This is a genomic window from Brumimicrobium aurantiacum, assembly GCF_003402975.1.
GTDB lineage: Bacteria > Bacteroidota > Bacteroidia > Flavobacteriales_D > Crocinitomicaceae > Brumimicrobium > Brumimicrobium aurantiacum.
In genome coordinates this window covers 21,812-33,981 of record NZ_QURB01000001.1, presented here as the reverse complement: position 1 = coordinate 33,981, position 12,170 = coordinate 21,812, and the positions used below count along the sequence as shown (strand labels likewise).

At 34.1% G+C, this 12,170-nt stretch carries 14 protein-coding genes; 5 read left to right on the top strand and 9 right to left on the bottom strand.

All coding sequences use genetic code 11. The features are described 5' to 3' along the window. Window positions 1-10 precede the first annotated feature (10 nt). The 3 genes from gap to DXU93_RS00155 all read left to right on the top strand — a co-directional run bounded on the left by gap (window position 11) and on the right by DXU93_RS00155 (window position 3,163). Window positions 11-1,003 (top strand): type I glyceraldehyde-3-phosphate dehydrogenase, encoded by a 993-nt coding sequence (gene gap / locus DXU93_RS00165; RefSeq protein ID WP_116879226.1) that lies wholly within the window; start codon window positions 11-13, stop codon window positions 1,001-1,003. A gap of 1 nt (window position 1,004) precedes the next feature. Continuing rightward, entirely contained in the window at window positions 1,005-1,451 is a 447-nt protein-coding gene (locus tag DXU93_RS00160) for a CYTH domain-containing protein (RefSeq protein ID WP_116879225.1), read from the top strand. A 155-nt stretch (window positions 1,452-1,606) separates the two neighbouring features. Further along, the gene (locus tag DXU93_RS00155) at window positions 1,607-3,163 is read left to right on the top strand and encodes an FMN-binding glutamate synthase family protein (RefSeq protein WP_116879224.1); all 1,557 of its coding nucleotides are present in this window, start codon (window positions 1,607-1,609) and stop codon (window positions 3,161-3,163) included. A 78-nt stretch (window positions 3,164-3,241) separates the two neighbouring features. On the opposite strand, the gene DXU93_RS00150 is transcribed toward DXU93_RS00155, so the two are convergent. The 7 genes from DXU93_RS00150 to DXU93_RS00120 all read right to left on the bottom strand — a co-directional run bounded on the left by DXU93_RS00150 (window position 3,242) and on the right by DXU93_RS00120 (window position 8,866). Continuing rightward, entirely contained in the window at window positions 3,242-3,631 is a 390-nt protein-coding gene (locus DXU93_RS00150; RefSeq protein ID WP_116879806.1) for an acyl-CoA thioesterase, read from the bottom strand. A 112-nt stretch (window positions 3,632-3,743) separates the two neighbouring features. After that, complete coding sequence (locus DXU93_RS00145) at window positions 3,744-4,091, bottom strand: DUF4296 domain-containing protein (protein WP_116879223.1); 348 nt, start codon at window positions 4,089-4,091, stop codon at window positions 3,744-3,746. Next, on the bottom strand, window positions 4,091-5,428 hold the full coding sequence (locus DXU93_RS00140) for a dihydroorotase (protein ID WP_116879222.1): 1,338 nt from the start codon (window positions 5,426-5,428) through the stop codon (window positions 4,091-4,093). The genes DXU93_RS00145 and DXU93_RS00140 overlap by 1 nt, the downstream gene beginning before the upstream one ends. Before the next feature lie 4 nt (window positions 5,429-5,432). Beyond that, window positions 5,433-6,146: a polyprenol monophosphomannose synthase gene (locus DXU93_RS00135; protein ID WP_116879221.1), complete on the bottom strand. Its 714-nt coding sequence runs from the start codon at window positions 6,144-6,146 to the stop codon at window positions 5,433-5,435. 80 nt (window positions 6,147-6,226) lie between these two features. Continuing rightward, a complete protein-coding gene (locus DXU93_RS00130; RefSeq protein ID WP_116879220.1) occupies window positions 6,227-6,709 on the bottom strand; it encodes a regulatory protein RecX in 483 nt (160 codons plus the stop codon). A 2-nt stretch (window positions 6,710-6,711) separates the two neighbouring features. Beyond that, window positions 6,712-8,259 (bottom strand): Rne/Rng family ribonuclease, encoded by a 1,548-nt coding sequence (locus DXU93_RS00125; RefSeq protein WP_116879805.1) that lies wholly within the window; start codon window positions 8,257-8,259, stop codon window positions 6,712-6,714. Between the two features lie 316 nt (window positions 8,260-8,575). After that, window positions 8,576-8,866, bottom strand: coding sequence for an HU family DNA-binding protein (locus DXU93_RS00120; protein WP_116879219.1), 291 nt, complete (start codon window positions 8,864-8,866; stop codon window positions 8,576-8,578). A gap of 108 nt (window positions 8,867-8,974) precedes the next feature. On the opposite strand from DXU93_RS00120, the gene mutY reads away from it, so the two are divergent. Next, window positions 8,975-10,012: an A/G-specific adenine glycosylase gene (gene mutY / locus DXU93_RS00115; RefSeq protein ID WP_116879218.1), complete on the top strand. Its 1,038-nt coding sequence runs from the start codon at window positions 8,975-8,977 to the stop codon at window positions 10,010-10,012. On the opposite strand, the gene DXU93_RS00110 is transcribed toward mutY, so the two are convergent. After that, the gene (locus tag DXU93_RS00110) at window positions 10,009-10,194 is read right to left on the bottom strand and encodes a LytTR family DNA-binding domain-containing protein (protein WP_262510720.1); all 186 of its coding nucleotides are present in this window, start codon (window positions 10,192-10,194) and stop codon (window positions 10,009-10,011) included. The genes mutY and DXU93_RS00110 overlap by 4 nt on opposite strands. A 36-nt stretch (window positions 10,195-10,230) precedes the next feature. Further along, the gene (locus DXU93_RS00105) at window positions 10,231-11,397 is read right to left on the bottom strand and encodes an IS4 family transposase (protein ID WP_116879217.1); all 1,167 of its coding nucleotides are present in this window, start codon (window positions 11,395-11,397) and stop codon (window positions 10,231-10,233) included. Between the two features lie 307 nt (window positions 11,398-11,704). On the opposite strand from DXU93_RS00105, the gene DXU93_RS00100 reads away from it, so the two are divergent. Further along, a complete protein-coding gene (locus DXU93_RS00100) occupies window positions 11,705-12,166 on the top strand; it encodes a single-stranded DNA-binding protein (RefSeq protein ID WP_116879216.1) in 462 nt (153 codons plus the stop codon). The last annotated feature ends 4 nt before the right edge of the window (window positions 12,167-12,170 follow it).

Here is a 12,170-nt window from a genome sequence, read left to right as displayed (position 1 = left end):
TTTTATTATCATGAAAAAGATAGGTGTTAATGGTTTTGGTAGGATAGGAAGGTATTTTACACGTATGAGTTTAAAGCAATCGGATGTCTCTGTTGCTGTAGTTAATGATTTGGCAGATATAAAAACTTTGGCTCATCTCTTAAAGTACGATTCTGTGCACCGTCAAATTGATGAGTCCTTTAAAGTTGTTGATGATGCAATCGTTTTTGACAATGGGAATAAAATTATTTTCACTCAATATTCTGATCCAGCAGAGATTCCATGGAGTGATTTTGATATTGATATCGTTCTTGAATCAACAGGATTATTTAGAACTGAAGAGGATGCTTCCAAGCATTTTAAAGGTGGGGCCAAAAAAGTAATTATTAGTGCACCAGGCCAAGGAGAAAATATTAAGTCTGTAGTTTTGGGGGTAAACGATGAGGTTTTGACTGCCGATGATAAATTAATCAGTAACGCTTCATGTACTACGAACTCTGCTGCACCAATGGTTAAATTGATTTCAAAACTATGTCAAATTGATAGTGCTTATATCACAACAGTTCATAGTTATACTTCAGATCAACGCTTACATGATGCTCCACACAAGGATTTGAGAAGAGCAAGAGCTGCTGCAGAATCAATTGTTCCTACCACAACGGGAGCAGCCAAAGCACTTACCAAAATTTTTCCAGAATTAGATGGGCACATTGGAGGTTGTGGAATTCGTGTTCCAGTCCCAGATGGGTCTTTGACTGATTTAACGCTAACAATAGCTGGAAATGTTCCAACTTTAGACGAGATAAATGCTGAATTTAAAAGAGCAAGCGAACAAGAGATGAAAGGAATTCTATCCTACATTGATGAACCATTAGTTTCCTCAGATATTATAGGGAATTCTCACAGTTGTGTTTTCGATAGTCAATTGACTTCTGTTGTCGGAAATCTAGTAAAACTTGTTGGATGGTATGACAACGAAGCGGGTTATTCGAATAGATTAATAGACTTGATAAAAGCAATTTAAATTGGGAAAAGAAATCGAAAGAAAGTTTTTGGTTGATGAAGAGATTTGGTCTGCCTTAAAACCTCAAAAAGGTGTGGAAATCATACAAGGGTATATTTCAAAGGTTCCTGAAAAAACTGTACGAGTACGTATCAAGGGAGAGGAAGCTTTTATTACCATCAAAGGAATTACAAAAGGTGTTTCACGCTCAGAATTTGAATATCCTATTCCAAAGGAAGATGCCTTAGAAATGTTAGAAGAATTTTGTGATCAGAAAATTGTAAAAACACGGTATTTTGTTGAACAAGGCAATTACACTTGGGAGGTTGATGAATTCGATTCACCACAACCAGGTCTTGTATTGGCCGAAATTGAATTACAAAATGAAAATGATACTTTTTCACGTCCAAAATGGTTGTTAGAGGAAGTGTCAGATCAGCCTAAATATTTCAATTCGAACATGATTTAAATCATGAATATTCTATGATTTTATAAAGTGAAAAACGCCATTGATTTCTTTTGTGAAATAACTCTAGGATATAAGAAATTCAACTAACTTTGGCGATTAAATTTTTTTGAAACTAAAGTATTTATTTAAATGTTAAACTCATTAATATAGATGTTATGAAGCCAAGAAGTATATTTATTTTGTTATCGTTTTTAATAGTAGGAATTGTTGCTGCCATTTATCCATTTTGGAATAATGTACTCTGGCTTATGCTGCTGTTTGGTCCGTTAATCATAATTGGTTATTTTGATATTTTTCAGAAAAAACACAGTATCCGAAGAAACTTTCCTGTAATAGGAAATTTGAGATTTATCTTAGAATCAATTCGTCCTGAAATAATGCAATATTTTGTGGAAAACGATACTGATGGTAGACCAATTAATCGTTTAGATCGTTCTTTAATTTACCAAAGAGCAAAGAAAGTAAATGATACTGCACCGTTTGGAACACAATTGAACGTTTATGACATAGGTTATGAATGGATGGATCATTCAATTTATGCAAAAAACCGTAAGGAGATAGATCATGATCCTAGAATTATGATAGGAGGTTCTGATTGTTTGCAGCCATACGCAGCAAGTTTGATGAATATTTCTGCAATGAGTTTCGGATCTTTGAGTAAAAACGCTGTTTTAGCTATGAATAAAGGAGCAAAATTAGGTGGATTTGCTCAAAATACTGGAGAAGGTGGAATTTCTCCTTATCATATGGAAAATGGAGGAGACCTGATTTGGCAAATTGGAACAGGATATTTTGGCTGTCGAGATAAAAAAGGAAACTTCAATCCTAAAACCTTTAAGGAGAATGCCAATAATCCAAACGTTAAAATGATCGAGTTGAAAATCTCTCAAGGAGCGAAACCTGGTCATGGAGGTTTGTTACCAGCATCTAAAAATACTGAAGAAATTGCTGCAATTCGTCACATTGAGCCACATACGACAGTGCACTCACCAAACACGCATTCTGCTTTTACAAATGCAAAAGAATTAATGTATTTCATCAAGGAAATGCGAGATTTATCAAATGGAAAGCCTATTGGTTTCAAAATGTGTATTGGGAAGCAATCTGAATTCACTGATATTTGTGAGGCAATGATTGAAACAGGAATTCGCCCAGATTTTATAACGATTGATGGAGGAGAAGGAGGAACGGGTGCTGCACCTGTTGAATTCTCAAATGCTATTGGTATTCCTCTTCGTGATGGGTTGGCCTACGCTGTTAACACATTGAGAGGATACGATTTGAAAAAAGAAATCAGTATTATGGCTTCTGGTAAAGTCTTTAGTAGTTTTGATATTGCAAGATTAATTGCAATCGGAGCTGATACTGTTTATTGTGCAAGAGCTATGATGTTGGCTACTGGATGTATTCAGGCACTGCTTTGTCATAAAAATGTTTGTCCTGTTGGAGTTGCTACCCAAGATAAAAGCTTGATGAAAGGATTGGATGTTGAGGATAAAGCCCAACGTGTAGCAAACTATCACTCTCAAACAGTTTATAGCTTTATTGAATTGATGGCAGCAAGTGGAGTAACCACACCTCAAGGATTAAAGCGTAAACACATCAACAGACGTGTTGAAATGGATATGATTAAGAAGTATAGCGAAATTTATCCACTAACAGCTGTAGGTTCTTTATTGAAAAAAGAAGAATTAGAAGTTTCAGAAGCATAGTCGTCTGAAATCAAATATATTGAAGGAGGTCTCTAAAGTTGAATTGTTTATCAACGATAAAGTGACCTCCTTTTTTGTTTAAGATTTTAAACGGTCTTTTACATATTCCACTTCCGTTTTTCCGTGTGGTTTTGCATTTCCATTTTCGTCGAGACTCACCATGATGATCTTATCTACTGTGATAATCGTTTTACGGGTCATTTTATTTCTAACCTCACATTTTAGGGTAAGTGACGCAGTTCCGAATTTTGTGACTTCCATTCCTATCTCAATAATGTCTCCTTGCTTTGCAGAGCTTTGAAAGTCAATTTCACTAATGAATTTAGTTACTGTTTTTTGGTTTTCCAATTGAATGATGGCATAGAGCGCAGCCTCTTCATCAATCCACTCTAGAAGTCTTCCTCCAAATAAAGTTCCATTAGGATTTAAGTCTTCTGGTTTGATCCATTTTCTTGTGTGGTACTTCATATTTTTTTGGAGTAATTTAACTAAAATCATTCGATTTTAATCCTAAAAAATGCCAATTTAACAACTGAATTACTTTGAAGATCTCTTTGATTCAAAGATTTATCAAGACCAATTAATCATCTTTATTGTGATTTAAACTGTCTTTAATTTCGGTATACATTTCAATAAGTTGTTCTTGTTGCGTTGAATAATAATTGAATGAATTTCGATATCGTATACTGTCAATCTTGTATTTCTTGAAAATGGAGTCCACCGCTTCAGGTAGGGTTTCAGCATATCCTTCAACGTTGTTTTGTTGGTGTTTTACGTATGATTCAACTATCATAACTTCGTTGAGTATTCTTGTAAAAGAATCTCTTGGAATCAAGTCTACAGGTTTTTCATCAGTTTTTAACTCATATGAGCAAGCACCAAGTAAGGTTGAGATTAACAAACCAATATATAAAATGAATTTACTCATTAATCAAACCTATTGAATGAAAGCCTACGTCCATTACTTTGATCAATCACTTTATGGTTGTCATAAACCATATTTCCATTGACAAAAGTTTTTTCTATCTGATGATTAAAAGTTGTTCCTTCGAATGGCGACCAACCACAGTTGTAAAGAATGTTATCTTTTGAGACTGTTGTGGTTTTGTTAGGATCGATGATTACTAAATCGGCAAAATATCCTTCACGAATAAATCCTCTATTTTCTACACCAAATAAAGTTGCTGGAGCATGAGCGGTTTTTTCAATTACTCTTTCTTTACTGATTACTCCTTGTTTAGATTTCTCAAGAAGAGCAAGAAGAGCATGTTGAACCAATGGACCTCCAGATGGTGCTTTGAAATATGTATTGTTTTTCTCTTCAATGGTATGAGGAGCATGATCTGTTGCCAATACATCAATTCTATTGTCTAAAACAGCTTGCCAAATCGCTTCACGATCAGTTTTCTTTTTTACCGCCGGATTCCATTTGATTAATGTTTGCTTTTCAGCGTAATCTTCTTCTGAAAACCATAAATGATGAACACACGCTTCTGCTGTAATTCTTTTTTCAGCCAAAGGAGTTTTGTTTTCAAATAGTGAAAGTTCTTTCGCTGTAGAAATATGTAAAACGTGTAGTCTAGCATTGTGTTTTTTAGCTAACTCAACCGCCATTGATGAAGATAGATAACAAGCTTCCTCACTTCTTATTTCTGGATGGTATTTTATGGGAACATCTTCTCCAAATTTGGCTTTATACGTCTCCATATTCCTACGAACCGTTCCTTCGTCTTCACAGTGTGTGGCAATGAGCATAGGTACTTCACCAAATATTTTGTTTAAAGTTGTAGGCTCATCTACAAGCATGTTTCCTGTGCTCGATCCCATAAATACTTTTACTCCACAAACATCCTTAGGATTGGTTTTAAGTACTTCTTCAATGTTGTCATTGGAAGCGCCCATGAAAAAACTGTAATTGGCAATACTTGAATTGGCCGCTATTTCATATTTATCAGCAAGCAATTCTTGAGTTAATGCATTAGGAACAGTGTTTGGCATTTCCATGAATGAAGTAATTCCTCCTGCGACAGCAGCTCTACTTTCTGAATGGATATTCCCTTTATGGGTTAATCCTGGCTCTCTAAAATGAACTTGATCATCAATACTTCCTGGAACAAGATATTTTCCTTCACAGTTAATTTCTTTAGCGGTTCCATCTTCAATAGTAGATGCAATTTTTTCTATTCTATCATTTTGAATTAAAACATCGCTTACAGTTGATGTTCCTTCGTTAATAATCGTAGCTTGTTTTAAAAGATATTTCATAGAATTATAATTTCATTTTTTTCATTTTCCAAACACCAAAAAGTGCTTCTTTGAATATGCCAGAACTCATTTTTGATGTCCCTTCTTGTCTATCAATAAAAGTAATTGGTACTTCTTTATAAGCTAATTTGTGTTGTAAAACGCCATATTTCATGCAAATCTGAAAAGCATATCCTTTAAAAGGAATGTTATGATAGTTTACTTTCTGTAGTGCTTCTTTGGAATAACATTTAAATCCAGCCGTTGTATCCTTAATTCCTATCCAAAGAATCATTCGAACATAAATGGAAGCGAAGTAAGACATCAATACACGCATAATTGGCCAATTTTTCACCTTACCTCCTTTGCAATAACGAGATCCTATAGCCATGTGTATATCCTTTTTTGAACATGCTTCATACAATCGAATCAAATCATCTGGATTATGCGAAAAATCGGCATCCATTTCGAAAAGGTATTCGTAATCTTTGTCTAGGCACCAATCAAAACCAGCCTTGTAAGCTGTACCTAATCCGTTTTTTTCGGGTCTTTGAAGAAGATGAAGTTGTGTGGGATATTCTTTTTGAAGATCAATGACTTTTTGAGCTGTTCCGTCTGGAGAGTTATCATCAACGATAAGTAAATGAAATTCTTTTTTGTAGCTAAACACCTTGCGAATCATTCGTTCGATGTTTTCAATTTCATTGTATGTTGGAATAATAATAATACTATCAGACACGACTTAAAAATCTTATATTTCGCTAATATAATATTAAAATTTTTTGAGCTACCTTATTCAGGTGTTAATTATCTTAAGAATTATTCTTTTAAGTTGTTTTCAACGTCTTCCAATGCATTATAAATTAATTCAAATTCATAACCTTTACTCACTAAATACCGTTGAACTTTGATTTTGATTTCGAAGTTTTTCCCTTTTTTGGACTTCCATTTAGATAATGCTAACTGATAAAGGATTTTGTTATATTCTTCAGGATCAATTTCCTTAAGTGCTGTTTGGATGATTCGAGATGGAATTCTCTTTTGCTTAAGATGGGCGATGATTTTATTACGACCCCATTTTTTTATTCTATGTTTTCCTGATACAAAACTTTCAGCAAAGCGTTGTTCATCTAAAAAACGATATTCTATAAGGTGTGAAAGTAAAGCGTTGGTGTCCTCATCGTCTATCCCGTAATCCCTTAGTTTTTGATAAACTTCATGATGACAGCGATCTCGATAAGCACACCAAGCTTCAATTTTTTGTTTGGCTTCTAAAAAGGAAAGTTTTTCCTCTTCTTTCATGCCTAAAGTTTTATTATTTTCCCTTCTTTATCTTTAAAGGCATATTGCAGTAAATGGAAGTTAGTTACTCCTGTAACACGAACCCATTTTTTATATTTCAAGAACCATTTCATTTGTTTAGAAATTAATCCTCTTTTGAAATGAGATTCTATGTAAGGGTGTACTTCTAAAGATACTTCCTTTACTTTTCTATCCTCTAATAAATAAGATAAATTGTTTTCCACTTCATCAGCAAATAAAATACTTGCTGTAATTTCTCCTGTACCTTCACAAACCGGACATTTTTCTGATGTTTCAATGTCTGTTTCTGGTCGAACACGTTGTCGCGTAATTTCAATTACTCCAAAACGTGATGGAGGGAGAATGTTATGTTTTGCACGGTCAGGCTTCATGAACTCTTTCATTTTGTCGAAGAGAGCACGGTTGTTTTCCTTTTCATGCATGTCAATAAAGTCCACCGCTACAATACCTCCCATATCTCTCAATTGGAGTACTCTAGCAAGTTCTTCAGCAGCTTCAAGATTTGTAGCCAAGGCATTGCTTTCTTGACCTTTTGCATCTTTTCTGTTACCGCTGTTTACATCCACCACGTGCATGGCTTCTGTGTGTTCGATTATCAAGTAACCACCACTAGGTAGTGGTACCTTTTTACCGAAGAGGGTTTTAATTTGTTTGTTTATTCCAAATTTTTCAAAAATATCTAGCTTACCATTGTAGCGCTTTAATATGCTTTCCTTGTCAGGAGCAATTGAAGCTACGTAAGTTTTCATCTTATCGTATAAATCATCGTCATTCACATGAATATTTGTGAAATCTGAGTTTAATAAATCCCTTAATAATGATGAAGCTTTATTGATTTCTCCTAAAATTCTTCTTGGAGGCTTAGAATTAACTAAATTTCCATGTAGTTTATTCCATTTCTCAAGAAGGTTTTTTAGGTCTTGATCAATTTGCTCGATTTTTTTGTTTTTCGCAACCGTACGAATAATCACACCAAAATTCTTTGGTTTGATATTTTTCATAAGATCACGCAGACGTTCACGCTCTTCAGGGTCTTTCAATTTTTGAGAAATTGAGACCTTGTTTGAAAACGGAACAAGTACTAAATACCGACCTGCTAGTGTAACTTCAGCACTTAATCGAGGTCCTTTACTCGATATTGGTTCTTTTGCTACTTGAACCATGATGTGTTGTGAGGAAGAAACCACATCTGTGATTTTTCCATCTTTAGAAATGTCTTCTTCTGGTTTGAAGTACAATAGGTCGGCTACGTTTTGTTTACCTTGCAGCGTATGTTGGGTAAACTTATTGAGTGATAAATACTGAGGTCCTAGATCTAAATAATGCAAAAATGCATCTTTTTCATATCCGACATCAACAAAACACGCGTTAAGACTGGGTACTACCTTTCTAACCTTACCGTGGTATACATCGCCCACAGCAAAGTCGGATTGTTCGCCCTCTTCGTGTAATTCAATAAGCTTTCCATCTTTTAGTAGTGCAAGCCAAACACTCCCTTTTCGGGAGTCAACTACTAATTCGTAATTCACGGAAGCCGTTTTTAAGTTTGTATAATACAAATAACTTAGCATGAAAATGCCAAGTTATTTGGTGAATTGTCTAAAAAAAAGAAAAATCTATTTTTTCTTCTTGTGACGGTTTTTTCTTAAACGCTTCTTTCTTTTGTGCGTTGACATCTTGTGTCTCTTTTTCTTTTTACCACTTGGCATAACTATATGTTTTAAGTATTAATATTCAGTGTGTTAAGTGTCTTTTTGCGAAAAAAAACACTCCTGTCTTTAATAAAACAGGAGTGCAAAGATATAAATAACTTTTATAAGTCCCAATAAGTGAACAATATTTCAACTATTTTACCTTAACATTTGACTTAACGTCTTCAACGAAAGTCTTTGCAGGTTTAAATGATGGAATATTGTGCGCAGGAATAATGATTGTAGTGTTTTTTGAAATGTTACGTCCAGTTTTTTCCGCTCTTTCCTTAACAATGAAGCTACCAAAGCCTCTTAAGTAAACGTTTTCACCCTTTGTAAGAGATTTCTTAACTGTATTCATGAAGGTTTCAACAGTTTTTTGAACTTCGTTTTTTTCTAGTCCAATTTCCTCAGCAATCTCAGCTACTATATCAGCTTTTGTCATAATTTAAATTTTTAACTTTTAACAACTTAATGATTTTCAGCCACAAAGATACTTAGCTTATTCCTTTTATCTTTGTGATTTAAATAATAATTTCAAAAATTTATTTAAATGTCTGATTTTTACCCATTAATAAGCCAATGGTATCGACGAAACCATAGAATTCTTCCATGGAGGTTGACTGAGGATCCGTATAAAATATGGTTGTCAGAAATTATTATGCAACAAACAAGGGTGGACCAGGGGTTAGCTTACTATAATAAATTCGTCGAACACTATCCTGAAGTTAGTGACTTAGCGGCTGCAGATGAACAAGAAGTACTTCGTTTGTGGCAAGGGTTAGGATATTACAGTCGTGCAAGAAACCTATGTTTTGCCGCGCAACAAGTTGTAGATGAGTTTGATGGCATTTTTCCAAGTCGATTTGAAGATATTAAAAGTCTTAAGGGTGTGGGTGATTATACAGCCTCTGCAATAGCTTCATTTGCTTTTCAGTTGCCCCATGCTGTAGTTGATGGAAATGCTTTCCGTGTTTTATCTAGATACTTTAATGATGATACACCAATTGACACAGGTCAGGGAATGAAGGTTTTTAAGGCTTATGCTGATGAAGTATTGAGTGTCGAAAATCCTGCTGAATCTAATCAGGCGATTATGGAGTTAGGCGCAATGGTTTGCAAGCCTAAGAACCCTGATTGTGAAAATTGTCCCCTAAATGGAACTTGTCTATCTTTAAAAGAAGGGGATCCGAAAACTTTGCCTGTTAAATCGAAGAAGATTAAAGTAACGAAGAGGTATTTTCATTTTCTAATTTTTCCTTCTGCGAATGTTCAATTGGAAAAAAGAGAGGGTAAGGGAATTTGGATGAATATGTATCAATTTCCGATGATTGAATTGAAAGAGAAAAAACTAAAATCGGAAGTTAGTGCAATTGTAAAAAGTGAGTATGATTTGGATTTAGGAACAAAAATTTTTGCGGAAAAACATATTTTAACACACCAACATATTTATGCGACTTTTTGGAAAGTAAATAAGCCCGTTGAAAAAGAAGGTTTGATTGAGTCCAATCTTGTTGGGTTGGATCAATATCCTTTGCCTAGACTCATCGAACGGTTTCTCGAAAATTACAGCGAGGTGTTTTCTGATTAATTTGAATTGAGTGAGTTGTTGCTAATGAACGCGTTTAATTTTTCTTTGTATTGTTCAGAAACGGTGATGCGTTGGTCGTTAATTAAAATTTGACCTCTTTCAATGGTTTCGATGTTTCTTAAAGAAACTATAAATGAGCGATGAACCCTTAGGAATTGTGTTTCTGGGAGTTCTTCTTGTATTTATTTTAACACTAGTGTCCCATTAAAATCTGGACATCAATCGAAGTTGAATAAATTTGGCTCATTGAGCTTAAATTGTACTTTGTAATTTTGAAATTTAGTTTTTTCAAAGAGTTCTCTAAGTTGAGTTTTATCTGTTAGTAATATACTTAATATCTGCAAAACCTCATAAGTACTTCTGTCAACTTGCATTTCTTTTTGGACGATTGCAACTAGGCAATAAGTGCTAATGGCAGCATAGATCTGAATCCGAACTGCGTTTTCAGTAGTTCCCCAAAATTTCTTGATTTTTAGATGTTGTTTTAACCACTTAAAGAAAAGCTCAACTTGCCACCTGTTCTTATAAAGTTCAGCTACTTTAAGTGCAGTGATGTGTTTTGCATTGGTTAGAAACATAAGTTCACGCTCTTGTTCTTCATCCCAATATCTAATCAATCTAAGAACTGCTGGATAGTATTGTTTAGGATAAAATCCAGTCAGTTCAATTGTCACATCTGAAAGTACGTTTTTGGGCAATCTTCGTTTCCATTTGATTATCTGATACTGAATATTCTTCTTTGCTCTTACAACGAAGAAAGCTTCTATTTGGTGAACTTTATACAACATTTTAAAGTGATTGTATGCGCGGTCGAATATGTAATAAGAACCTGTTTCATAAGGAATCTCTTTCATAACGGTAGAGTCGTGCACAGAAGCTTCCGTAATATGAAAAAATGCGGGAATTTGTGTTTCTATATCATATAATGTATGCACCTTAATTCCACCTTTATTCTTACGAAATTTCGCCCACCAAAATACAGAAAGACATAAGTCAATAGTCGTTGAATCAAAAGCATATACATTACCTTCAATCTTGAATATTTTAGAAACTCGTTTCTTCCTAGCTTCGTTTACTAAATAGTAGGCATACTCTTCAAAGATGCGATAGTCTCTGTCTTGATTGGCTCTAGCTAGAGATGATTTTGAAACATTCTTGCCTAAGCCTAAATGATAAGATTTAGAGTGATGAGCATCAAGTGCGACAATCAAATCTCTCAGACTTTCACGATTTGACAGTTGCCCAAACATCATAGAAAGCAGTTGATTCCAACAAGTGAAATGTTTTACGTATTTATCTCCATTATATTTACGAACAATGTAGTTAAACTTATTCCTATCAAGAAAGGATGCTAATTGAGCGAAAACGTATTTATCCTTATGCATTTGCTAATATCTTTAAGAGTGCAAAATGCAAATTGAAATCCGTTTAATTTTAAAACAGCTTTAATTATTTGATATATACTTATTTAAAAAGGTGGTTTCAGATTTTAATGGGACATTAGTGATACCAAAAGGAGGTTTTTATCGATGAGAATTTGATTGGATTTTCAATATTTACTTAGATCAACTCATTTAAAATGGATTAAGGACGAAACATGAAAAGTTGAAAATGATACTCATTTATAGATTATTAAAATTTTTAAAAAATAAATGATTGTATGTTTAAGTGAAATATTTTTACTTTTGTGATATGGCAGGAAGTGTAAATAAAGTAATATTGATTGGTAATTTAGGAAAAGATCCTGAAATCAGAGTATTAGAGAACGGTACAAAGTTGGCTCGTTTTCCAATTGCTACATCTGAAAGTTATACAGATCGAACAACAAATGAACGCAAAGTAATTACAGATTGGCACAATATTGTAGTTTGGAGAGGCCTTGCAGATGTTATTGAGAAGTATGTTACTAAAGGTCAAAAAATTTACATTGAAGGAAAACTAAAAACTCGTTCTTGGCAAGATGAGTCAGGTGCTACACGTTATTCAACAGAAGTAGTAGCAGATAATATGACGATGTTGTCTTCTAGGAATGAAAATAGTGCCAATACACCTTCTAATCAGCCTGATTTTAATACTGGTAATACACCATCGAAACCAAAACCGATGGATAGCAGTGTTTTGTCTGATGATGACGATGATGATTTACCATTTTAAAGTG

Bases quoted from the DNA above. Each gene is read 5' to 3' on its own strand.
- DXU93_RS00120 (WP_116879219.1), bottom strand. From the start codon at position 8,866: ATGACAAAAGCTGATATAGTAGCTGAGATTGCTGAGGAAATTGGACTA.
- DXU93_RS00105 (WP_116879217.1), bottom strand. From the start codon at position 11,397: ATGCATAAGGATAAATACGTTTTCGCTCAATTAGCATCCTTTCTTGAT.
- DXU93_RS00130 (WP_116879220.1), bottom strand. From the start codon at position 6,709: ATGAAAGAAGAGGAAAAACTTTCCTTTTTAGAAGCCAAACAAAAAATT.
- DXU93_RS00100 (WP_116879216.1), top strand. From the start codon at position 11,705: ATGGCAGGAAGTGTAAATAAAGTAATATTGATTGGTAATTTAGGAAAA.
- gap (WP_116879226.1), top strand. From the start codon at position 11: ATGAAAAAGATAGGTGTTAATGGTTTTGGTAGGATAGGAAGGTATTTT.
- DXU93_RS00155 (WP_116879224.1), top strand. From the start codon at position 1,607: ATGAAGCCAAGAAGTATATTTATTTTGTTATCGTTTTTAATAGTAGGA.
- DXU93_RS00140 (WP_116879222.1), bottom strand. From the start codon at position 5,428: ATGAAATATCTTTTAAAACAAGCTACGATTATTAACGAAGGAACATCA.
- mutY (WP_116879218.1), top strand. From the start codon at position 8,975: ATGTCTGATTTTTACCCATTAATAAGCCAATGGTATCGACGAAACCAT.
- DXU93_RS00145 (WP_116879223.1), bottom strand. From the start codon at position 4,091: ATGAGTAAATTCATTTTATATATTGGTTTGTTAATCTCAACCTTACTT.
- DXU93_RS00150 (WP_116879806.1), bottom strand. From the start codon at position 3,631: ATGAAGTACCACACAAGAAAATGGATCAAACCAGAAGACTTAAATCCT.